At 71.5% G+C, this 22251-nt stretch carries 19 protein-coding genes and 5 tRNA genes; 11 read left to right on the top strand and 13 right to left on the bottom strand.

Going from position 1 to position 22251, the window contains the following annotated elements; translation table 11 throughout:
* On the bottom strand, positions 1-777 hold a 777-nt coding region (locus V6V89_RS35045), incomplete at its 3' end, for an ABC transporter permease (RefSeq protein WP_334623905.1).
* Positions 778-848: 71 nt separating this feature from the next.
* Positions 849-1883 (bottom strand): iron ABC transporter substrate-binding protein, encoded by a 1035-nt coding sequence (locus V6V89_RS35050; protein WP_334623907.1) that lies wholly within the window; start codon positions 1881-1883, stop codon positions 849-851.
* 110 nt (positions 1884-1993) lie between these two features.
* Here V6V89_RS35050 and V6V89_RS35055 point away from each other — a divergent pair, with 110 nt between their 5' ends.
* The gene (locus V6V89_RS35055; protein ID WP_334623909.1) at positions 1994-4558 is read left to right on the top strand and encodes an AMP-binding protein; all 2565 of its coding nucleotides are present in this window, start codon (positions 1994-1996) and stop codon (positions 4556-4558) included.
* A 111-nt stretch (positions 4559-4669) separates the two neighbouring features.
* Positions 4670-7705 (top strand): glycoside hydrolase family 9 protein, encoded by a 3036-nt coding sequence (locus V6V89_RS35060; RefSeq protein WP_334623911.1) that lies wholly within the window; start codon positions 4670-4672, stop codon positions 7703-7705.
* Here the strand turns inward: V6V89_RS35060 and V6V89_RS35065 are convergent.
* Complete coding sequence (locus tag V6V89_RS35065; RefSeq protein WP_334623913.1) at positions 7702-8229, bottom strand: DUF488 domain-containing protein; 528 nt, start codon at positions 8227-8229, stop codon at positions 7702-7704. The genes V6V89_RS35060 and V6V89_RS35065 overlap by 4 nt on opposite strands.
* Positions 8230-8273: 44 nt before the next feature.
* Positions 8274-8939, bottom strand: coding sequence for a 4a-hydroxytetrahydrobiopterin dehydratase (locus V6V89_RS35070; protein WP_334623915.1), 666 nt, complete (start codon positions 8937-8939; stop codon positions 8274-8276).
* Between the two features lie 150 nt (positions 8940-9089).
* Between V6V89_RS35070 and V6V89_RS35075 the strand changes: the two genes are divergently transcribed.
* Entirely contained in the window at positions 9090-9317 is a 228-nt protein-coding gene (locus V6V89_RS35075) for a hypothetical protein (RefSeq protein WP_334623917.1), read from the top strand.
* A gap of 227 nt (positions 9318-9544) precedes the next feature.
* Here the strand turns inward: V6V89_RS35075 and V6V89_RS35080 are convergent, their stop codons facing one another.
* A complete protein-coding gene (locus V6V89_RS35080) occupies positions 9545-10912 on the bottom strand; it encodes an aldehyde dehydrogenase family protein (RefSeq protein WP_334623919.1) in 1368 nt (455 codons plus the stop codon).
* 1 nt (position 10913) lies between these two features.
* The gene (locus V6V89_RS35085; protein WP_334623921.1) at positions 10914-11762 is read right to left on the bottom strand and encodes a fumarylacetoacetate hydrolase family protein; all 849 of its coding nucleotides are present in this window, start codon (positions 11760-11762) and stop codon (positions 10914-10916) included.
* A 181-nt stretch (positions 11763-11943) separates the two neighbouring features.
* On the opposite strand from V6V89_RS35085, the gene V6V89_RS35090 reads away from it, so the two are divergent.
* Entirely contained in the window at positions 11944-12783 is an 840-nt protein-coding gene (locus tag V6V89_RS35090; RefSeq protein ID WP_334623923.1) for an ion transporter, read from the top strand.
* Between the two features lie 147 nt (positions 12784-12930).
* On the opposite strand, the gene V6V89_RS35095 is transcribed toward V6V89_RS35090, so the two are convergent.
* Positions 12931-13980, bottom strand: coding sequence for an aldo/keto reductase (locus V6V89_RS35095; RefSeq protein WP_334623925.1), 1050 nt, complete (start codon positions 13978-13980; stop codon positions 12931-12933).
* A 206-nt stretch (positions 13981-14186) separates the two neighbouring features.
* On the opposite strand from V6V89_RS35095, the gene V6V89_RS35100 reads away from it, so the two are divergent.
* The 5 genes from V6V89_RS35100 (at position 14187) to V6V89_RS35120 (ending at position 18899) form a co-directional block, all read left to right on the top strand.
* The gene (locus tag V6V89_RS35100; protein ID WP_334623927.1) at positions 14187-14870 is read left to right on the top strand and encodes an MOSC domain-containing protein; all 684 of its coding nucleotides are present in this window, start codon (positions 14187-14189) and stop codon (positions 14868-14870) included.
* Positions 14871-15007: 137 nt separating this feature from the next.
* A complete protein-coding gene (locus V6V89_RS35105) occupies positions 15008-16012 on the top strand; it encodes an ABC transporter substrate-binding protein (RefSeq protein WP_334623929.1) in 1005 nt (334 codons plus the stop codon).
* 94 nt (positions 16013-16106) lie between these two features.
* Complete coding sequence (locus V6V89_RS35110; RefSeq protein ID WP_334623931.1) at positions 16107-17069, top strand: FecCD family ABC transporter permease; 963 nt, start codon at positions 16107-16109, stop codon at positions 17067-17069.
* 4 nt (positions 17070-17073) lie between these two features.
* A complete protein-coding gene (locus tag V6V89_RS35115; RefSeq protein ID WP_334623932.1) occupies positions 17074-18129 on the top strand; it encodes a FecCD family ABC transporter permease in 1056 nt (351 codons plus the stop codon).
* Positions 18126-18899 carry an ABC transporter ATP-binding protein gene (locus tag V6V89_RS35120; RefSeq protein WP_334623934.1) on the top strand — a complete coding sequence of 258 codons (774 nt, stop codon included), beginning with the start codon at positions 18126-18128 and terminating at the stop codon, positions 18897-18899. The genes V6V89_RS35115 and V6V89_RS35120 overlap by 4 nt, the downstream gene beginning before the upstream one ends.
* Before the next feature lie 201 nt (positions 18900-19100).
* On the opposite strand, the gene V6V89_RS35125 is transcribed toward V6V89_RS35120, so the two are convergent.
* Complete coding sequence (locus tag V6V89_RS35125; RefSeq protein WP_334623936.1) at positions 19101-20069, bottom strand: helix-turn-helix transcriptional regulator; 969 nt, start codon at positions 20067-20069, stop codon at positions 19101-19103.
* Positions 20070-20198: 129 nt separating this feature from the next.
* Here V6V89_RS35125 and V6V89_RS35130 point away from each other — a divergent pair, with 129 nt between their 5' ends.
* Both V6V89_RS35130 and V6V89_RS35135 read left to right on the top strand, forming a co-directional pair.
* Complete coding sequence (locus tag V6V89_RS35130) at positions 20199-20969, top strand: DinB family protein (RefSeq protein ID WP_334623938.1); 771 nt, start codon at positions 20199-20201, stop codon at positions 20967-20969.
* Positions 20966-21646: an alpha/beta fold hydrolase gene (locus V6V89_RS35135; protein WP_334623959.1), complete on the top strand. Its 681-nt coding sequence runs from the start codon at positions 20966-20968 to the stop codon at positions 21644-21646. The genes V6V89_RS35130 and V6V89_RS35135 overlap by 4 nt, the downstream gene beginning before the upstream one ends.
* Before the next feature lie 73 nt (positions 21647-21719).
* On the opposite strand, the gene V6V89_RS35140 is transcribed toward V6V89_RS35135, so the two are convergent.
* From V6V89_RS35140 to V6V89_RS35160, 5 genes are all read right to left on the bottom strand, one after another.
* A tRNA-Ser gene (locus V6V89_RS35140) sits at positions 21720-21807 on the bottom strand.
* Between the two features lie 5 nt (positions 21808-21812).
* Positions 21813-21886: transfer RNA gene (locus V6V89_RS35145), tRNA-Asp, on the bottom strand.
* 5 nt (positions 21887-21891) lie between these two features.
* Positions 21892-21964, bottom strand: a tRNA-Leu gene (locus V6V89_RS35150).
* 74 nt (positions 21965-22038) lie between these two features.
* Positions 22039-22115, bottom strand: a tRNA-Thr gene (locus V6V89_RS35155).
* Between the two features lie 5 nt (positions 22116-22120).
* Positions 22121-22194, bottom strand: a tRNA-OTHER gene (locus V6V89_RS35160).
* Between the last annotated feature and the right edge of the window lie 57 nt (positions 22195-22251).

Genomic DNA, 22251 nt, shown 5'->3' on the forward strand with positions numbered 1-22251 from the left:
GGCCGCGGCCGGCCAGCGGGCCGCGCGCAGCGGGAGGCGGATCGGCGGCCGCCCGGCGCCGCCGACCCGGGCGTACCGGGCGCCGCGCGCCCGGGTCATCAGCTCGCCGCCGATCAGCAGGACAGTGAGCACGACGAGCACGGTGGACAGCACGAGCGCGCCGGTGCGGTCGAAGCCCACGTTGAACGCGGTGAAGATGGCCCGGGTGAACGTGTCGACGCGGACGATGGAGACCGCGCCGAAGTCGGACAGCACGTAGAGGGCGACCAGCAGCGCCCCGGCCGCGATGGCGGGCCGCGCCTGGCGCAGTGTGACGGTGGCGAAGGTGCGCCAGGCACCGCGTCCCAGCGAGCGCGACACCTCCTCCTGGGCCGGGTCGCCGCCGGCCAGGGCGGCCGCGACGGGCAGGAAGACGTACGGGTAGGAGCAGAGCGTCAGCACGAGCGCCGCGGGCCAGAAGCCCTCGAAACGGTCCACAGTGGAGATCCAGGCGAAGGCGGCCACATAGGTCGGTACGGCCAGCGGCAGCGCCGCCAGGACGCCGAAGAACCGCCGGGCGGGCAGGTCGGTGCGGGTCACCAGGAACGCGGCGCCCACGCCGATCGCGGTACAGGCCGCTGTCACGACCGCCGCGAGCGCGAGGCTGCGACCCGCGAGCACGGCGACGCGGCGGGTGAACAGCTCGTCGACGATCCGCGACCAGCCCGCCTCGCTGGTGCGCACCGCGAGGTAGACGACCGGGACGAGCGCGACCGCGACCGCGGCGGCCGACGCCACCGCGAGCGCCGGCCGGGGCGCGACCCGCCGCGCCGCCCAGCGGGCGGGCGCGGCGACGGGCTGTGTCGTGCTCAGGCCAACCCCGCTTCCTTGATCATCGTGACGGTCGCGTCGAGGGTGTCGAGGTCGTTGAGGTCGATCTTCGGGGCGGCGAGGCTGTCGAGCGCTGGCAGGCCGGGTGCGGTCGGGACGCCGGCGACGAGCGGGTACTCGAAGGTCTCGCCGGCGAAGTAGGTCTGGCCGTCGGTGCTGAGCAGGTAGTCGACGAGCGCCTTGGCGTCCGGGTCGGTGGCGGCCTTCTTGAGCACGCCGACGCCGGCCACGTTGACCAGGGCGCCCGTGTCGCCGTTGGGGAAGAAGTGCAGCTTGGCCTTCATCTGGTCGGCGGAGATGCCCTTCTCCTTGGCCTGCTCGAAGACGTAGTAGTGGTTGACCAGCCCGGTGGCGAGCTTGCCGTCGTTGATCTCCTGGACGATCTGGATGTTGCTTTCCCGGATCAGGGCGCCGTTGGCCTTCAGCCCGGTCAGGAACTCCTTGGCCTTGGCGTCGCCGTGCTGGACCCGCAGAGCGGTGACGAACGCCTGGAACGAGCCATTGGTGGGCGCGACGCCGACCTTCCCGCGCCACTGCGGGCCGGTCAGGTCGAACACGGACGTGGGCAGGTCGGCCTGCGGCACCATGTCCACGTTGTACGCGAACACTCGGCTGCGCCCGGTCACGCCGACCCACTCGCCGCTGCGGGCCTGGTAGGCGGCGGGCACCTTGGCCAGCACGTCGGAGGGGAGGGGGGCGAAAAGGCCGCGCTTGGCGACCGCGCCGAGCGCGCCCGCGTCCTGGGCGAAGAAGATGTCGGCGGGGCTCTTGTCGCCTTCCTCCTCGATCTGGGCCGCCATCTGGGCGGTGCTGCCGTACCGGACCTTGACCGTCATGCCGGACTGCTGCTCGAACTTTTCGAGCACCGGCGCCACGAGCGACTCGCCCCGGCCGCTGTAGACCGTGATGGTCTTGTCGCCCGGGTCGCCACTGTCGAACTCGTCGCCGCCACACGCGGCGGCCCCGGCGACCAAGGCCAGGGCCAAGTAGATCCGTACGCTGCGAAAACTCACAGGTAAGGCATACCTGACTAAGGATAGCCTTGGCAATCATTCTCCCAGCTTGCGATGAGGATACGCCCAGCTAGCTCCGATCTAAGGCTAGCCTTCCTTAAGCTCAGTTCGTGGCACAACCGCGCGTCGTAACCGCCTCATTTGCGGCAAATCTAGCCGCCTTCGGGGGCCGCCCCGCCCTCATCACCGCCGAGGGCACGGTGTCCTACGCCGACCTGGCGGCCCGGGTGGCAGCGACCGCCCGCCGCCTCGGCCAAGAACGGCGGCTCGTGATGCTCACCGGGGCCAACACCGTCGACGCCGTCGTCGCCTACCTGGCGGCGCTGGCCGGCGGCCACCCCCTGCTGCTCGTCACCCCCGGCGCCGCGGACGACCTGGCCGCCGCGTACGACCCGGACGTGGTGCTGCACCCGACCGCCGGCGGGCTGGTCTTCGAGGAGCGGCGGGTCGTCTCGGCCCACGCCACGCACGCCGACCTGGCCCTGCTACTGAGCACCTCCGGCTCGACCGGCTCGCCCAAGCTGGTGCGGCTGTCCCTCGACAGCCTCCAGGCCAACGCCGAGGCCATCGCGGAGTACCTCGACATCCGCCCCACCGACCGGGCCGCCACCACACTGCCGATGCACTACTGCTACGGCCTGTCGGTCATCAACAGCCACCTGCTGCGCGGTGCCGGCCTCATCCTGACCGACCTGTCCGTCACCGACTCGTGCTTCTGGGAGCTGTTCCGCGCCCAGCGAGGCACCGCGTTCGCCGGTGTGCCGTACACGTTCGATCTGCTCGACCGGGTCGGTTTCGAACAGATGCGGCTGCCGGATCTGCGGTACGTGACGCAGGCGGGCGGGCGGCTCGCGCCAGACCGGGTCCGGCGCTACGCGGCGCTCGGCCAGCGCGCCGGCTGGGACCTGTTCGTCATGTACGGCCAGACCGAGGCGACCGCGCGGATGGCGTACCTGCCGCCGGGACTGGCCGCCTCCCGTCCCTCGGCGATCGGGGTACCGATTCCGGGCGGCTCGTTCCGCCTCGACCCGCTGCCGGAGGGGGACCCCGACACGGGCGAGCTCGTGTACAGCGGGCCCAACGTCATGCTCGGGTACGCCTCCGGCCCGGCGGACCTGAGTCTCGGCTCCACCGTCGGCGAGCTGCACACCGGCGACATCGCGCGGCGGGCAACCGACGGGCTGTACGAGATCGTGGGGCGTCTCAGCCAGTTCGCCAAGATCCGCGGGCTGCGCATCGACCCGCACCGGGTCGAGGAGCTGCTCGACCGGCACGCCGTCACCGCGTACTGCGTCGGCGGCGACGACGAGCTGCTGGTGGCCGCCCGCGAGCCCGCCGACCCGGCGCGGGTGCGGCGCCTGGTGGTCGCCGGCACCGGGCTGCCGCCCAGCGCGGTCAGGGTGGCCGCGGTCGCCGAGCTGCCCCGCCTGCCGTCGGGCAAACCCGACCACGCCGCCGTCCGCGCGCTGGCCGTCCCATCGGCATCGTCACCCGCCAGCGACTTGTGCGCGCTGTACGCGGAGATCCTCGACTCCGACGAGGTCACGCCCGACCACAGCTTCGTGAGCCTCGGCGGCGACTCGCTGTCCTATGTGGAGATGTCGCTGCGGCTGGAGCAGGCGTTGGGGCACCTGCCCGCAGACTGGCACACGACGCCGATCCGGTCGCTGCGCGCTCCGGCCAAGCCGCGCCGCCGTCACGCGCTGGACACCACGGTCGCGCTGCGGGCGATCGCGATCGTGCTCGTCGTCGGCACGCACGCCACGCTGTTCAACGTGTCCGGCGGGGCGCACCTGCTGCTCGGCGTGGCCGGTTTCAACTTCGCCCGCTTCCACCTCACCGCGGCGGGGCGCGGCGAGCGGTTACGCCATATCGGCACCAGTATCCGGCGCATCGCGGTGCCGAGCGTCGCGTGGATCGCCGCCGTCATGCTCGTCACCGGCCAGTACGGGCTGCCCAGCCTGTTTCTGCTCGGCGGCGTGTTCGGGCCGAGCCCGGGCTGGTCCGGGTGGCACTTCTGGTTCGTCGAGGCGCTGGTCTACATCCTCGCCGTCGCGGCGGCGCTGCTCGCCGTGCCGGCGCTGGACCGGCTGGAACGCCGCTATCCGTATGGCTTTCCGATCGGCGTCCTCCTGGCAGGACTGGTCACCCGCTACGACCTGCTGGGCCTGCGGGAGCAGTACCACCTGCCGTCGGCCGTGCGGGTCTTCTGGCTCTTCGCGATCGGCTGGGCCGCCGCCAAGGCGGCGACGGGGTGGCAGCGCGCGCTGGTCACCCTCGCGGCGGTGGTGACGGTGCCCGGGTACTTCGACGACCTGTCACGGGAGGCGGTGGTGCTCGTGGGTCTGGTCCTGCTGATCTGGGTGCCGAGCCTGCCGAGCGTCGGCGCCGTGAACCGGGTCGCGGGGGTGCTGGCCGCCGGGTCGCTGTACATCTACCTGACGCACTGGCAGGTGTACCCCCGCCTGGACCACCACAACACCCTCCTCGCGGTCGCGGCATCCCTGGCCGCGGGCCTCGCGTACGCCGCGCTCATGTCCCGCGCGGCATCGCCCCTGCGCGCCGCCCTCCGCCGCGCCGCCACCGCCCGCCACTTCCGTCGATCAAGGGCAAATGCACGCGGTTCGATCTCAAAACCACGTGTATTTGCCCTTGATCGACGAGAGGGGCCTTGATCGCGGGCCACGCCCGACCCCGCGACAGGTTGACCCATTGACTTCCGTGATGCCCGCAACGAGGATGGGAGCGCTTCCACTCTTACTCTTCGATGTCACGGAGGGCGGCCGGTGAACCGGACGAAGATCAGCATCGCGGCGGTCACCGTGCTCGCGCTCGCGGGCGTCGGTCTCGGCGCAGTCAACGCGTACGCCGAAGAGGTCGAGTACATAGACAACGGCACCTTCGACAGCTCGACGGCACCGTGGTGGGCCACGGAGAACGCGCCGGTCTCCGTCGTCGATGGCAAGCTGTGTTCCCAGGTGCCCGCCGGCACCACCAACCCGTGGGACGCCAGCCTCGGCCACGGCGACATCCCGCTGGTCGACGGCGCGCCGTACACCCTGTCCTTCACCGCCTCGGCCAGCACCACCGCCACGGTCAAGGCGAACGTGCAACTCAACGAGGCGCCCTACACGACGGTGCTCTCCCGCGACGTCGCGCTCACCGCGACACCGCAGACGTTCACCTACGACTTCACCGGCAGCCTCGACTCCACCAACGGGGTGTTCACGTTCCAGCTCGGCGGCGCCGCCGAGGCGTTCACGTTCTGCCTCGACGATGTCTCCTTGACCAGCGACGACGCCGGGCAGCCCGGCGACCCCGAGCAGGTCGAGAACGGCGGCTTCGACGAGGGCACGAGCGGCTGGTTCACGTACGGCACCACGACCGCCGGGGTGGAGAACGGGCAGCTGTGCGCGGACGTGCCGGGCGGCCTCGCGAACCCGTGGGACGCCGGCATCGGCCAGAACGGCGTGCCGCTGGTGCAGGGTGCGGAGTACACGTTCTCGTTCCGGGCCAGCGCCGACCCCGCGGCCACCGTGCGGGCGGCGGTGCAACTTGGCGAGGAGCCGTGGACGGCGGCGCTGTCCGAGACGGTCGCCATCACCGCGACCAGCACCGTGTACACGTACACCTTCACCTCGCCCGTCAGCAGCGAGAACGGCCAGGTCGTACTCCAGGTCGGCGGCAACGCCGAGGCGTACCGGCTGTGCCTGGACGACGTGTCCCTGCGCGGCGGTGAGGAGGAGCCACCGTACGTGCCGGACACCGGGCCGCGCGTGCGTGTGAACCAGGTCGGCTACCTGCCCCAGGGCCCCAAGAACGCGACCGTGGTGACCGCCGCGACCGAGGCGCTGCCCTGGCAGCTCAAGAACGCGGCCGGCGCGGTCGTCGCCGAGGGCCAGACCACGCCGCGCGGCGTCGACGCGGCGTCCGGCCAGAATGTACACACAGTGGACTTCACCGCGTTCGCGACCGCCGGCGCCGGATACACGCTCACCGCCGACGGCGAGACCAGCCACCCGTTCGACATCTCCGGTGACCTGTACAGCCAACTGCGCTCCGACGCGCTGCAGGTGTTCTACATCCAGCGCAGCGGCATCGCCATCGACGGCAACCTGGTGGGGGAGCAGTACGCCCGTCCCGCCGGCCACCTCGGTGTGGCGCCGAACAAGGGTGACACCGACGTGCCGTGCCAGGCCGGTGTGTGCGACCACAGGCTCGACGTGCGGGGCGGCTGGTACGACGCGGGCGACCACGGCAAGTACGTGGTCAACGGCGGCATCGCCACCTACCAGCTGCTCAACGCCTTCGAGCGCAGCAAGACCGCGGTCACCGCGAAGCACGGCGCGGACCTCGCCGACAGCACCCTGCGGGTGCCTGAGCGCGGTAACGGCGTACCGGACATCCTCGACGAGGCGCGCTGGGAACTGGAGTTCCTGCTGCGCATGCAGATCCCGGCCGGCAAGCCGCTCGCCGGCATGGCGCACCACAAGATCCACGACCAGAACTGGACCGGGCTGCCCCTGCAACCCGAAGACGACCCCCAGCAGCGCGAGCTGCACGCGCCGACCACCCCGGCCACGCTCAACCTGGCCGCCGTGGCCGCACAGGGGGCGCGCCTGTTCGCCCCGTACGACGCCGCCTTCGCGGCCCGCAGCCTCGCCGCCGCCAAGACGGCGTACGCCGCGGCCAAGGCGAACCCGGCGCGGTACCAGGACCCGAACGACAACAACGGCGGCGGCACGTACGGCGACAACGACGCCACCGACGAGTTCTACTGGGCGGCCGCCGAGCTCTACCTGACCACCGGCGACGAGGCGTACTGGCAAGAGGTGACCGCCTCACCGCACCACACCGCCGACGTGTTCGCCTCGTCCGGCTTCGGCTGGGGCAGCACCGCCGCCCTCGCCCGGCTCGACCTGGCGACCGTGCCCAGCGGCATCACCTCCGCCGAGCGGCAGCGGCTGCGCGCCTCGGTGACGGCGGCCGCCGACCGGTACCTGGCGACGATCCGTGCCGAGGCGTACGGGCTGCCGATGAAGGGCGACGCCGGGAACTACTTCTGGGGCGCCAACAGCAACCTCATCAACAACGCGGTCGTGCTGGCCACGGCGTTCGACCTGACCGGCGACGTGACGTACCGGGACGCCGCCGTGCAGAGCATGGACTACATCTTCGGCCGCAACGCCCTCAACCAGTCCTATGTGACCGGTTGGGGCGAGAAGAGCAGCCAGAACCAGCACAGCCGGATCTTCGGCCACCAGCTCGACGAGAGCCTGCCGAACCCGCCGGCCGGCACGATCGCGGGTGGCGCCAACGCCTCCCTCGACGACCCGTACGCCAAGCAGCTGCTGTCCGGCTGCAAGCCGATGTTCTGCTACGTCGACCACATCGACTCGTACGCGACCAACGAGCTGGCCATCAACTGGAACTCGGCGCTGGCGTGGATCGCGTCCTTCCTCGCCGACCAGGGCGGCGGACAGGCGCCGGCGCCAGGGCGGTGCACCGTGAAGTACACCAACTACGGCACCTGGGCCGAAGGCGGCGGCTTCACCGCCCAGGTCAACATCACCAACACCGGCAGCACGCCGATCAACGGCTGGACGGTCCGGTTCGCGTTCACCGGCGACCAGAAGCTGCGCGAGGCGTGGATGGCCAGGGCCACCCAGTCAGGCGCGACGCTGACCGCCCGCAACGAGAGCTACAACGGCCGGATCGACCCGGGCGGGCAGGCGATGTTCGGCTTCAACGCCACCACCGCCGGCGGCGCCAACCCCGCACCCGGCCTGGTCACCGTGAACGGCGCCGCCTGCACTGGCTAAATGAGGGTGTCCGGTACGTCGTAGACCGGCCACCCGTCGGAGCCGCGCCGCATCGTCTGGTGTGGGCGGTGCGGCTCCGACCGGCCGGGCGTGACGAGGTGCGTGACGTCCGCGCCGCGCAGCGTCAACGCGTCGGCGACGAGCATCCGGTGGCAGTTGCGCCAGTACGTCTCCGCGCACATGATGGCCAGGCGTTGGGTGGCCGCCCGCGCCACCAGCTCGTCCACCGCCGAGCGGAAGTCCACTGTGTCCATGTGGTCCGCGTACCCGGCGAAGGCAGGGCTGTGCAGCGCGGTGTGCCGCGAGTCCCGGCGCCGCGACCGCCTCCCGCCCAGCGCCCCGCCCTGCCATTCGTACCCGATGCCCGCGGCGTCCACCGTGGCCGCGAGCGCCTCACCTCCGAACTGCGGGTGCCGCCGCGACACCGGGTACCGGCGGATGTCGACCAGCACCCCGACGCGGGCGTCGCGGAGCACGGCGACCAGCTCCTCGGCAGGCCGGGCGCCGTGCCCCACGGTGAACACGGCGCATGACCCGCGCGGGCGGAGGTGAGCGCGAGCCCGCTCTGTCACGGCTCGGACCGGTCGCGCTCCTGCCAGGTGCACAGGCAGACCCTGTTGCCGTCGGGGTCCGCGAGGACCCAGTAGCTCGGCGCCTGGTCGTCGTCGACGAGCGTGCCCCCGGCGGCGAGCGCGGCGGCGATGCGCGGCCGGACCTGCGCCGGCTCGACCCACACGTCCGGATGCCAGCGCTGGCGCGGCTCCTCGCTGCCCGACTGCTGGAACCACATGGTCGGCAGCGCGCCGTGCGGGTCGTTCAGCTCGTCGTCGACGCCGGGCGCCGGGTTGTCGGCGAACGCCAGCACCGCACGCCAGAACGGCCGGATCGCCTCGTACGCGGGCGCGTCGAGCGCCAGTTCGAGGCGCGAGACGGTGGCGGACTCCGTGCGCAGGCCGGCGTCCGCGGCGAGCGCCGAGATGGTACGGGCCAATCGCACGTCCCGTTCGGTGACCCCCCGCGCGTCGTGGCTGGTGAGCCGGGCGTCGAGGTGCGTGTAGCGCAGGTCGAGGTCGGGGTGGTGATCCTCCCGCTCGGCGGCCTCGGCTATGGCGTTGAGCAGCGACACCCCGGTGGCGAAGTCCGGTGTGTTGATACGTGTCTGTAGGCCACCGAGCAGGTAGGCCCACCCCTGCAGCCCGGCGTCGGCGATCTGCTTTCCGGTCAACTTGGTCATGAGGCCATGCTCGCGCATTTCACCGCTCGTGCAGGCGATCGGCGCGATCAACGGCCTCGGCGTCGACGGCGCCATCACCGTCGCCCCGGACCTGCTCGTGGTGGTGGCGCACCGCAACGGCCTGCGCGGGCGGCCGTATAGTCTGGCCGGGTGGAGATCGCGCTGGTACCGGCCGCGAGGGCCACTGACGCCGGCTTCGTGGCGGAGGTCGCCGACCTGGTCGACCGGGTGTGCGCGGATGCCGAGTCCGGCCTGTGGCGAGACGGCGTGGCCCGCACCGACCCGGCCGGGGTGGCGGCGACCGTCGCCGCCGGCGAGCTCGTCGCGGCCTGGCTCGCGACCCCGTGCGACTTCGTCATCTATCACAAGCCGTTGTGAGCGTGGGCTACACGACGAACGCGTAGACGAGCGCCGCGGGCACGCCGCGATGTCCTGGCGCGCCTCCGACGGCCATCGCACTGTCCCGGCAGGCGCCCTTCGGGCGACAGCTCGATCAAGGGCGATTGCATCGATCAAGGGCAAACGCACGTGGAAAAGAGATCGAACCACGTGCGTTTGCCCTTGATCGACGGAAAGAGGGGGAGGGCGGGGGGCGTGAGCGCGCGCTACGCCGGGGTTAGCGTGACCGTTACCGTGCGGGTGTAGAAGTCCTTCGCGGCCGGGCCCTGCTCGCGGGGGCCGTAGCTGGACTCCTTGTCGCCGCCGAATGGGGCGTGGAAGTCGACGCCGGCCGTGGGCGCGTTGACCTTGACCATGCCGGTCTCGAAGCGCGGGGCGAGGGTCAGCGCCGCCGTCAGGTCGCGGGTGAACAGCGCCGCCACCAGCCCCTGCCGGACCGCGTTGGCGGCCTCGATCGCGGCCTGCGGCGAGGCGGCCGGCTGGACGGCGCAGATCGGCCCGAAGACCTCTTCGGTGAGCAGGGCGTCGCCGTCGGGTACGCCGGTCACGACCGTAGGGGCGACGAAGAAGCCGTCGCGGTCGAGCGCCGCGCCGCCCGTCAGAACCTTCGCCCCCCGCCCGGCGGCGCGCCGCGCGGCGTCGACCACCGCGTCGCGGGCGCCCTCGTCGATGACGGGTCCGGCGACGGTACCGGGATCCGCCGGGTCGCCCACCGATAGCGCCTCCACGGCGGCGGTCAGCCGCTGCGCGAAGTCTTCGGCATCCCCGACGACGATGACGCGGCTGGTCGCGGTGCATTTCTGGCCGGCGTACCCCATTGCGGCACCCGCGATGGTGCGCGCCGCCGCGTCGAGGTCGGCGTCGGGCAGCACGACCGACGGGTTCTGGCCGCCCATCTCGCACTGCACGGGGATGCCCCGCGCGGCGGCCGCCTCGCGGACCCGCCTGCCGACAGCGGTGGAGCCGGTGAACGAGACCGCGTCGGCCGACTCGACCAGGGCCGCGCCGGCCGGGCCACCACCGGTCACCACCGTGAGCACGCCCTCCGGAAGGGCGAACAGCTCCGCCAGGCGCAGCGCCACCGCTGGCGCCTGCTCGGCGGGTTTGAGGACGACGCCGTTGCCGTAGGCGAGCGCGGGCGCGGCTTTCCACAGTGGAATCGCCACCGGGAAGTTCCACGGCGTGATCAGGCCAGCCACGCCGTGCGGCCGGCGGCGGGTGTGCAGGAGCGAGACGCCGTCGGCGGCGGGGAAGACGTCACCCTCGGGAAGCAGGGCCGCCTGTGCGAAGTACCGCAGAATTGCGACGCCCCGGGCGACCTCGCCGCGGGCCTCGACCACGGGTTTGCCGACCTCGCGCACGACGAGCGCGGCCACCTCGTCCGCGGCGCCGGCGAGGGTCTCGGCGCACGCGCTCAGCGCGGCGGCGCGCTCGGGCGCGGGGCGACGCGCCCAGTCGGCGCCGGCCGCACGGGTGCGCTCGACCGCCGCGGCGACCTCGGACGGGGTGCTGTCGGGCACGCGCACGACCACGTCGTGGGGCGCCTGCGGGGAACTGCTCACGATCTGCGACACGTCATCCTCCTGAAGGTCGGCCGACCACGGTCACGGGGTTGCGCAGCGTTCCCACGCCGGCGATGTCGATGACGACGACGTCACCGGCACGCAGCGTGAAGTCGCGGTCGGGGACGACACCGGTGCCGGTGAGCAGCACGACACCGGCGGGGAAGTCCAGCGCCCGGGTCAGCCAGTCGACCAGCTCCTCGGGCTGCCGGGCGAGCTGCGCGGTCGAGGTGGTGCCGGAGTAGGCGTCGGCGCCGTCGCGCTCGACCCGTATCGACACCTCGAACGGGCCCTCCACCTGCCACGCCGGCACGATCGCCGGGCCCAACGCGCAGGCACGGCTGTAGATCTTGGCCTGCGGCAGGTACAGCGGGTTCTCGCCCTCGATCGAACGGCTGCTCATGTCGTTGCCGACGGTGTAGCCGAACACCTCGCCCGCGGCGTTCACGACGACGCCGAGCTCGGCCTCGGGCACGTCCCAGCCGGAGTCGGTGCGGATGCCGACCGGCTCGCCGTCGGCGACGACCCGCGCGGCGGTGCTCTTGAAGAACAGCTCGGGACGCGCTGCCGTGTACACGTGGTCGTACAGCTTGCCGTGCCCGGCCGGCTCGGACTCCTCGCGCCGCCCTTCCCGGCTTCGCTGGTAGGTGACGCCTGCGGCCCAGACCTCCTGCTCGTCGATGGGCGCGAGCACGGTGCCGGCCGCGTCGGCCGGCGCGGCGGCCGCCTCGTACACGGCGCGCGCCCGCGCGAGCGGCAGCGCCAGCAGTCCGGCCAGGGTCTGGTCGAGGGCGAGCAGTTGACCGTCGCGGCGGACCACCCAGCGGCGGCCGTGCACGGGGTGCTCGACGTGGATCAGCACGCCCCCAGGCTACGGCCCGGCGTGTGCACGCCGGGCCGTAGCCCCACCGCCGGCCGGTCCGTCGATCAAGGGCGAATGCACGTGTTTCGATCTCCTCTTCACGTGCGTTCGCCCTCGATCGATGCGATCACCCTTGATCGGCGCGACGGCCGCGCTAGCTGGTGGGCCGTACGCTGGCGCGATGGTTGATCGATGCCGGAGGATCACCGAGTCGCGGCTGTTCGAGGTGCTCATCGTCTTCGTCATCGTCGCGAACGCGGTCGTGCTGGGCCTCGAGACGTACGAGCACCTCGGCTCCGCCCGGCCGCTGCTGCGCGGCCTGGAATGGACCTTCCGCGTCGTGTTCGTCGCCGAGATCGCCATCCGCATCATGGCGCACGGCCGCCGCCCCCAGGACTTCTTCAAGCACGGCTGGAACGTGTTCGACTTCGTGGTGATCGCCGCGGCGTTCATCCCCGGCCTGCACGGCGAGTCACCCGTGCTGCGCATCATCCGGATCGCGCGGGTGGTGCGGCTCGTGCGCTTCTCGCCCGGCCTGCGCACCATCGTGGCGGCGCTACTGCGCAGCCTGCCCGGGGTGGGCGGGTTCCTCGCGCTGGCGATGGTGACGCTGTACGTGTACGGGATGGCGGGGTGGCTCATCTTCGCCGACCGGTACCCGGACGAGTACGGCACGATCGGGCGGGCGGTGCTGACGCTGTTCGTGCTGCTGTCCCTGGAGACGCTGCCCGACCTGATCGACCAGGGCATGGAAGTCTCGCCCTGGACCCTCGTGTACTACGTCAGCTACGTGCTCATCACGGCGAACCTGCTGGTGAACATCCTGATCGCGGTCATCGTCAACTCCATGGAGGAGGCCCGGCGCCTGGAGATGACCGAACGGATCGCCTCCGACGAGGACCATGACGGCATCCCCGACGACGTAGACCGCATCATGGTCAGCCAACACCTCGACGACCTGCGCACCCTCGTAGCGAAGCTGGAACGCGAGCTGCGAATAGAACGCGACGACGGTCGCTAGGCCCCTCGAGGCCGTCAATGTCACCGCGGCGCCACGTGGCACGACCGGTGCGGCGACGGCCTCGGCGCGGCGCCGGTCCGCGACGCGGCCGGCACGGCGGTCCGATTTGGACAGTGGAGGGTCGGCCCGCGGGCTTGTGCGGGTTGGTTACAGGTGGGGGCCGAGCAACGTGAGGTCGGCGGGGGAGAGGCGGTCGCGGGCCGTCTTGGCCTGGTGCCAGTACGGGTACAGCAGCGGCTGCGCGCTGACCTCGTCGAGGCGCCGCCGCTCGTCGTCGGTGAGCACCAGATCGGCGGCCGCGAGGTTGTCGGCCAGTTGCTCGCTGGTGCGGGCGCCGACCACCACGGTGCTCACCGCGGGGCGGCCGAGCAGCCAGGCGAGGGCCACCTGCGCGGCCGAGACGCCGTGCGCCTCGCCGACCTGGACGAGAACCTCGACGGTGTCGTAGAGCTTGTCCTCGTCGTACACGGGAGGCTCGTCCCAATCGGTGAGCTGGCGGCTGCCGGCGGGCGCCTCGCGATCGCGGCGGTACTTGCCGGAGAGCAGGCCGCCTGCGAGAGGGCTCCACACCAGCACGCCGAGCCCCTGGTCGACCGCGGCGGGGATCAGTTCGTACTCGGAGTCGCGGGCCTGCAACGAGTAGTAGATCTGCTGGCTGACCGGCTGGGGCAGGCTGCCGAGCTGGGCCGTGCCGATGGCCTTCATCAGCTGCCAGCCGGCGAAGTTGGACAACCCGACGTACCGCACCTTGCCCGCCCGGACCAGCAGATCCAGCGCCTCGAACGTCTCCTCCAGCGGCGTCAGTCCGTCCCACTCGTGCAGCTGGTACAGGTCGATGTGGTCGGTCTGGAGCCGCCGCAGGCTCGCCTCGCAGCCGGCGATGAGATGGTGTCGGGAGAGCCCGGCGTCGTTGGGGCCGGGGCCCATGCGGAAGCGCACCTTGGTCGCGAGCAGCAGGTCGTCCCGCCGGCCGCGGAGCACCTCGCCGACGATCTCCTCGGACGCGCCGTCCGAGTACACGTCGGCGGTGTCGATGAGGTTGATGCCCGCGTCGAGGCAGCGGTCGACCTGCTTGCGCGCCTCGTCGACGCCGGTCGTGCCGACGTTGGCGAAACCGCCCTTGCCGCCGAACGTCATCGTGCCCATCGACAACACCGAAACCTGAAGGCCCGACTGGCCCAGCGCCCTGTACTCCACAGCCCAACCGTAGTCGGTCCGGGTGCTCAGAGGAGCGTCTTGCCGGCCTTCTGGCCCTGCAGACCGTCCTCGGCGCCTTCGCGCCGCACCCTTCGCTGTGGCCGTCCTGACTGGACAGACGGCGTCGCTGCCCGTCCCGGCCTGGGTCGCCATCGCGTCACCCGCGCGGACTCCGGAGGGGCGCGCTTGGCGGATACCATCGCGGGATGCACCTCGAGCAGCTCTGGCGGTACCCGGTGAAGTCCATCGGCGGCGAGCGGCTCGACGCCGTCGCGGTCGGCGTGCTCGGCATCGAGGGTGACCGGGGCATCGGCGTGCGCGACGAGCGCGACGAGTTCACCTGGGCCGGTGATGTCCCAGGGCTCATGCGGGTGGGAGCCGTCACCGTCGAGCCCGGGGTGGTCGAGCTTCACCTGCCAGACGGCCGGCGCGTCCGCTCCGACGCTCCCGACGCCGACCGCCTGCTCAGCGAGGCGGTCGAGGCCAAGGTCACGCTCGACGCGCACCAGACGCACTGGCTCGAGGGCGCGCTCCACGTGATGACCACGACAACTCTGCGCAGCCTCGCCGCGGCGCTCCCCGACAGCGCGATCGACGTCACCCGGTTCCGGCCGAACCTGGTGCTCGACGGCGCCGTGGACGATGGCACGACCGGACATCCCGAGCAGGGCTGGATCGGCCGGCGGCTGGCGATCGGCGGGCTGCGGCTGCGGTTCACCCAGCCGTGCGAGCGCTGCGTGATGATCACCAAGGAGACCACGACGGTGCCGCACGACCGCGCGGTGCTGCGCTGGGTCGCCCGCGAGCTGGGCAACAGCCTCGGCGTGTACGCGGCGGTCGAGACCCCCGGCACCGTCCACGTTGGCGACACGGCCCACTGGCTCGACTAGGCCCGCCTTACGCCTACGGGCGGTCGTGAGGGGCCGGGCAGGCGCGGTCCGATCATGGACTGGCGAAAACACGCAGCAGTGGTTAGCCTAACCTAACTGTGCCTGCCTCACTCCTCATAGAGAACGGAAACCTCACCATGCGCGCATGGCGTCCGGTCCTGGCCGTGGCGGCGCTGAGCGCCCTGCTTGCCGGCTGCGGCGACGACACCTCAGCCAGCGATACGCCCGCCGCCGCGGGGCCCTGGTCCTTCACCGACGGCTCGGGCCAGGTCATCAAGGCTGACAAGACCCCCACGCGGATCATCGCCCACGCGGGCGAGGCCGCCGCGCTGATGTCGTTCGGCATCAAGCCGATCGGCATCTACGCCGACGAGTCGGTCAAGACCGACCCCAACCTGAAGAGTCTGGATCTCACCGGCATCGAGATCCTCGGCGAGGAGTGGGGCAAGATCGACGTCGAGAAGGCCGCGGCGCTGCGGCCCGACCTCATCGTCGGCGACTGGTGGCCCGCGGAGAAGGCCCACAGTGGCCTGGAGGAGGGCGTGGACGAGAAGAGCAAGAAGCTCGCCGAGCTCGCTCCGGTCGTCGGTGTCTCGCAGGGCAAGTCGATCGTCCAGCTGGCCGAGGGGTACGAGGATCTCGCCGTAAGCCTCGGCGCCAAGGTCGACGACCCGCAGATCGCCGCGAACAAGAAGCGCTTCGAGGAGGCGGTCACCGCGTTCAAGGCGGCGGCGGCCAGCAAGCCGGGCCTGACCGTCGGGGCGGTGTCGCCCAGCGACGACAAGCTGTACTTCGCCAACCCCCAGTACGCGCCGGAGCTGCTCGACCTGCAGAGCTTCGGCCTCAAGGTGATCAACCCGGACAAGCCCGACCCCGGCTTCCCGTACTGGGAGAACCTCAGCTGGGAGAACGCCGACAAGTACCAGCCCGACCTGATCCTGTTCGACGGCCGGTCGTTCACCCCCACGTCCAACGCGGACTGGGGCAAGAAGCAGCCGACCTGGTTCAAGATCAAGGCCGCGAAGGCCGGCGCGGTCGTGTCGTGGCCGGCGTACTGGCTGCACACGTACGGCGACTTCGCAACCGAACTGGACAAGCTGACCACAGCGGTCAAGGCCGCGGACCCGAATGTCGGCAACTAGCCGACCCGCAGGGCGCACTTCGGCGGGAGGGCGCAGCCCGGCCCGCGGGTCGCGGCGAGCCTCAGCCCTCGGGCCCGGGCTCGCCGCGCTCTGCGTGGTCCTTGCCGTCGTCGCGTTCCTGAGCGTGACGATGGGCTCGCGGTCGATCAGCCTGTCCGACGTCCTGCACGCCCTGGGCAGCATGAGCAACGACGGGTCCATCAACAGCACCGTCACGCTGGAGCTGCGCGTCCCCCGCACCCTGCTCGGCATCCTCGTCGGCGCGGCCCTCGGCGTAGCCGGAGCCATCCTGCAGGGCGTCACCCGCAACCCCCTCGCCGACGCGGGGATCATGGGCATCAACGCCGGCGCCGCCGCGTTCGTCGTCTTCGCCATCACCGTGCTCGGCTTTCGCGGCGTCGGGGTCTACGTGTGGTTCGCGTTCGCCGGAGCCATCGGGGCGCTCCTGCTGGTGTACTCGATCGCCTCGCTCGGACGGGAGGGTGCCACGCCCGTCAAGCTCGCCCTCGCCGGTGCAGCCGTCGCCGCCGGGCTGACCTCGGTCACCAGCGGCATCGTGATGACCAATGTGGACGCTCTCAACGAGCTGCGCTTCTGGCAGGTCGGCTCGCTCGCCGGCCGGTACGCGCCGATCCTGACCGGCGTCGCGCCGTTCCTGCTGCTCGGCCTCGTCGTATCGCTGGGCTTCGGGCGCGCTCTCAACGGCCTCGCCCTCGGCGAGGACGTCGCGCGCGGGCTCGGGCAGCACGTCACCCGCACGCGCGCCGCGGCGTTCGCCGTGGTCGCGGTCCTCGCCGGCGCCGGCACCGCCGCCTGCGGGCCGATTATCTTCATCGGGCTCGTCGTGCCACATCTGGCGCGGTTCATCTGCGGGCCCGACTACCGATGGATCATCCCGTACTCGATGCTGCTCGCCCCCGTCGTGCTGCTCCTGGCCGACGTGCTCGGCCGCGTCGTCGGTGCCCCCGACGAGCTGCAGGTCGGCGTGGTCCTGGGCGTGCTCGGCGCGCCCGCGTTCGTCGCCATCGTCCGTTACGCCAAGCTGTCGGAGGTGTGAGCGTATGAGTCTCACCGCCGCACCCCCCAGCGCCGCCGCGCGGACGCTGCTCACCACGCGGCGGCGCCGCAGCGCCCGCGCCGCCGTGGTCACCGCCGGACTGGCGGTGGCCGTCGCCGCCCTCTTCGTCGTCACCATGATGATCGGCAGCTTCCGCCTCAGCGCGTGGGAGGTCATCGCCTCCGTGCTGTACCTGGAAGACAACCCGAGCGTCGACTTCGTCGTACGCGGCCTGCGGCTGCCTACCGCACTGTCCGGCCTCACCGTCGGGCTCGCGCTAGGTGCCTCCGGCACGATCTTCCAGCAGCTGCTGCGAAACCCGCTGGCGTCACCGGATTTCGTCGGCATCACCTCGGGTGCCGGCCTGGCCGCCGTCGGCGGGATCGTGCTCCTGCATCTCGGAGGGCTCGCCATCAGCGGCCTCGCGCTCGGTGGCGCCGTCGTCGCGGCCTCGCTGATGTACTTGCTCGCGTGGCGCGACGGCGTCACCGGATACCGCTTCATCCTCATCGGCATCGGCGTCGCCGTCTTCTTCGACGGCCTCATCGGCTACGTCCTCAGCCGGGCGCAGCTGTCCCAGGCCCGGCAGGCCATGCACTGGCTGACCGGCTCCGTCGGGCAGGCCAGCACCAGCGAACTACGGGTGCTGAGCATCGCCCTGCTCGTCCTGCTGCCCCTGGCTGTGCTGCTGCAGCGTCCCCTCCGCGCGCTGGAGCTCGGCGACGACACCGCCCGCGCCCTCGGCACCCGCACCGAGCTCAGCCGTGCCGGACTGCTCGCCGCCGGCGTCGTCCTCGTCGCCCTGGCCGTCTCGGTGGCCGGCCCGATCGTGTTCGTCGCGCTCATCGCCGGACCGATCGCCAACCGGCTGCTCGGCCCAGCCACCGGGGGCATCATTCCCGCCGCCCTCGTCGGCGCCGTGCTGCTGCTGACCGCCGACCTCGTCGCCGTACACCTGATGCCCACGCCGCTGCCCACCGGCGTCGTCACCGGCGCCGTCGGCGCACCGTATCTGTTGTGGCTGCTGGCCACCACCAACCGGCAAGGAGCGGGCGGATGACCCGGCTGCGCGCCGAGGGCCTGTCCCTCGGGTACGACGACCAGAACATCGTGTCGAACCTCGACGTCACCGTGCTCGACGGCAAGGTGACCGCGATCGTCGGCGCGAACGCGTGCGGCAAGTCCACTTTGCTGCGCGGCCTCGCCCGGCTGCTCGCCCCGCGCAGCGGCGCCGTCTACCTCGACGGCAAGGCGCTCAGCGACCTCAGCACCCTCGACGTCGCCAGGGTGCTCGGCCTGCTGCCCCAGACGCCGATCGCGCCCGACGGCATCACCGTCGCCGACCTCGTCGCCCGCGGTCGGTACCCCCACCAGGGCTGGTTCCGGCGGTGGACCGAACGCGACCACGACGCCGTCGCGAACGCGCTCGAAGCGACCGGCACCGCCGACCTCGTCGACCGCCCCATCCGGCAGCTGTCCGGCGGCCAGCGGCAGCGCGTCTGGGTGGCTATGGCGCTGGCCCAGGACACCGACCTGCTGCTGCTCGACGAACCCACCACCTACCTGGACATCAACCACCAGGTGGAGCTGCTGCGGCTGCTGTGCAAGCTCAACGCCGAGGCCGGCAAGACCATCGTCATCGTCATGCACGACCTCAACCTCGCGTGCCGCTACTGCGACCACGTCATCGCAATGTCGGACGGCAGCATCGTCGCCGAGGGAGCACCGACCGAGGTGGTCACGGCCGAACTCGTGGAGAAGGTCTTCGGCCTGACCTGCATGATCGTCCCCGACCCCGTGGCCGGCACCCCCATGATCGTCCCCGCCTGACCCCCCGCCCCCACCCCCACCCCCGCCGCCCGCGCCCGCCCCCCGCCATCCCCGCCCGCGCCGGCCCTCTCCACGTCGATCAAGGGCAAATGCGCGTGGTTCGATCTCTTTTCCGCGTGCGTTTGCCCTTGATCGATGAGATTGCCCTTGATCGGCGCGGTGCGCACATGCCGCAATCAGAGCCAGCGGAACGGCGCGTTGTCATTCCACGCGCGGGGGCGTCAGGGCGGCCGTGAACCGTGCGGCGACCGTCGCGACGGCGGCGTGCAGCTCGGGCCCACCCTCCACGCGGAACGCGAACGGCAGCCTCGCCAGCCACTCCTGCGCGTACATCGCCGGATTGCTCGTGCTGCCGACAAGCACGCACCCGTCCCCGGACGCCTCCAGCCGTCCCATGGGAGGACGGACCCACCGCGCCACCACGGCCAGGGGAGCGTCGAACACCACGCGCGTCGCGTACTCCCACCCGACGCCCAGGTTCTCCTCCAGCGCCGCGACCGGATCGAGGTCGCGCGGCGGCTCGAACTCGTGCTCCAGCCGTTCGATCCCACGGATCCGGTCGATCCGATAGGTGCGGACCGCGTCCGCCTGGTGGGAGTGGCACAGCAGGTACCAGCGCCCGTGGCGGACGACGACCGCCCACGGATCCACCTCCGCTTCCCACTGCTTGCCGGCGTCGTTCCGGTACGTGACCAGCACGCGGCGGCGGGCCGCGACCGCCGCGACGAGCGCGCTGGCGGTGGCGGGATCCGGCCGGGCCGCGTCCCGGTCGGGCGCGGCCGACGCGTACGCCCGCAGCGCGGCCGCCTGCCGGCCGACGCCCTCCGGCAGCGCCCGGATGACCTTGCTCAGGGCGGAGCCGACGAGGTCGTCGGCGTCCGCGGCCGCCGGATGGCCGTCGAGCACGGCCATGACCAGACCGAGGGCCTCGGGCTCCGTGAAGACGACCGGCGGCAGCCGCGTCCCGCGCCCCAGCCGGTACCCGCCATACGGGCCCCGGGCCGACTCGACCGGAATGCCCGCCTCCCGCAGGATCTCCACGTACCGCCGCGCCGCCCGCTCCGTGACTCCCAACCCCGCGGCGAGCTCCCCGGCCGTCGCACCGGGGCGGGCCTGAAGGATTTCGATCGCGCGCAGCGCTCGGGCAGTGGGGCTGAGATCGGTCGCCACACCAGCACACTAGGCGGTGCCACGGCCGCACCGTCGCGCTCCCGCTCGCCCCGCGTTCCCCGAAACCCGCGCCAGGCGAACGAGGAAACCGGAAGTAGATCGTCCGGAACTGGTCCTAGCCTGCTGCCCATGACCGAGTTCCGCCAGCAGGACCTCACCGGAGCACGCTTCGAACGCGTGAGCCTTCGCGGCGCCAGCATGCGCCAGGTCGACTTCACCGGCGTGCAGATCCGCGGCTCCCTGTTCCAGGGCAGCCGCATGCGCGGCGTCGAGCTGGTGAACGTCGACATCTACGGCGAACTGCGAAACGTCGTCGTCAACGGCGTCGACATCGCGCCGCTGGTCGAGGCCGAGCTTGATCGCCGCATGCCCGAGAGGGCGAAGATGCGCCCCGACGACGCCGACGGCTTCCGCGAGGCGTGGGCGGTCCTGGAGCGGCTGTGGGACGGCACCGTGGCGCGTGCGAAGACGTTCCCCGAGGCGGCGATGCACCGCGGCGTCGACGACGAGTGGTCCTTCATCCAGACCCTGCGGCACCTCAACTTCGCCAGCAACGCCTGGGTCGGCCGGATGATCCTCGGCAACCCCTCGCCCTGGCACCCGCTGGACCTGCCGTGGGACGAGGCGGAAGGGTGGGACGGCGTCCCGTGGGACCGCGAGGCGCACCCCTCGCTCGACGAGGTGCTCGCACTCCGGCGCGAACGCCAGGCCATGGTCGGGCAGGTCATCGAGGCACTCACCGACGAACAAGTCGCCTCCGACGTGACCCGCACCGAACCCGGCTGGCCCCAGATCGAGAACTTCCCCCTCAAGGATTGCCTCCTCATCGTCCTCAACGAGGAATGGGAACACCGGCTCTACGCCGAACGCGACCTGACCATCCTGGAGAAGGAAGACTGACCGTGGACATCTTGCTCATCGCCGGCCTGTGGCTCGATGGATCCGCGTGGGACGACGTCACGCCCACTCTGGAGGCGCTAGGCCATCGCCCCGTACCGCTCACCCTCCCCAGCCAGGGCGACGGATCCACGTCCGCCACCCTCGACGACCAGATCGCGGCCGTGATCGCCGCCGTGGACCAGGCCGCCGGAAAGGTCATGCTCGTGGGGCACTCCGCAGCCTGTACCCTGGCCTGGCTCGCCGCCGACGCGCGGCCGGAGACGGTGGCCAAGGTCGTCCTCATCGGCGGCTGGCCGTCGTCCGACGGTGAGCCATACGCCGACTTCTTCGAGTACGAGGACGGCGTCATGCCCTTCCCAGGCTGGGCCAAGTTCGAGGGACCGGACTCCGCTGACCTCGACGAGGCGACGAGGCGGAGCTTCGCGTCCGCCGCGATCCCCGTGCCCGAAGGAGTGACCAGGGCAGTGGTGCGATTCTCGGACGAGCGGCGATTCGACGTCCCGGTCGTGGTCGTGTGTCCCGAGTTCACGCCCGCCCAAATCAAGGAGTGGATCAACGCTGGCAACCTGCCCGAGCTCGCCAGGGTCAAGCGCGTCGACTTCGTCGACATCGACTCGGGCCACTGGCCGATGCTCACCAGGCCGGTCGAGCTCGCCCAGCTCCTCGCCGCGGCGTGACCGGGCGGCGCTACCCGCGAGAGTTCCACAGTGGACGGCGATGGAGTCGAGTACGCATGGGCGCGAGTCGACTTGGCGGAGGATGAGGGAGTCGAACCCTCAACGGGTGTGACCCCGCGACGGCTTAGCAAGCCGCGTGCCTTGCCTATGGCGAACCCTCCTCGAGCGCCTCGTACGGGATTCGAACCCGCGCGTCTCCGCCTTGACAGGGCGGCGCCCACTCCACTGGACCGACGAGGCATGCGTACCCGGAGCAGGAGTCGAACCTGCAACACACCGGTTCTGAGCCGGCGGCCTCTCCCGTTGGGCTACCCGGGCCTGGTGGACAACCTCGGTATCGAACCGAGCAGGCGCCGCTTGCAAGGCGGCGCTGCACACCTGTGCGTCGCCCGTGGAGCCGACGGCCGGTCTCGAACCGGCTTCCTCGCGCTTACAAGACGCGTGCACGAACCCGTTGTGCGTCGTCGGCATCCGTGCCCTCGGCGCGATTCGAACGCGCACATGACCGCCATCTCGGGACGGTGCCTCTCCCGTTGGGCTACGAGGGCATGCTTTCGTATATGCCATCCACTGTGGAGTTCTCAATTGTCGGCGCCATTCCGCGC

The organism is Micromonospora sp. CPCC 206061 (assembly GCF_036906915.1).
Lineage (GTDB): Bacteria > Actinomycetota > Actinomycetes > Mycobacteriales > Micromonosporaceae > Phytohabitans.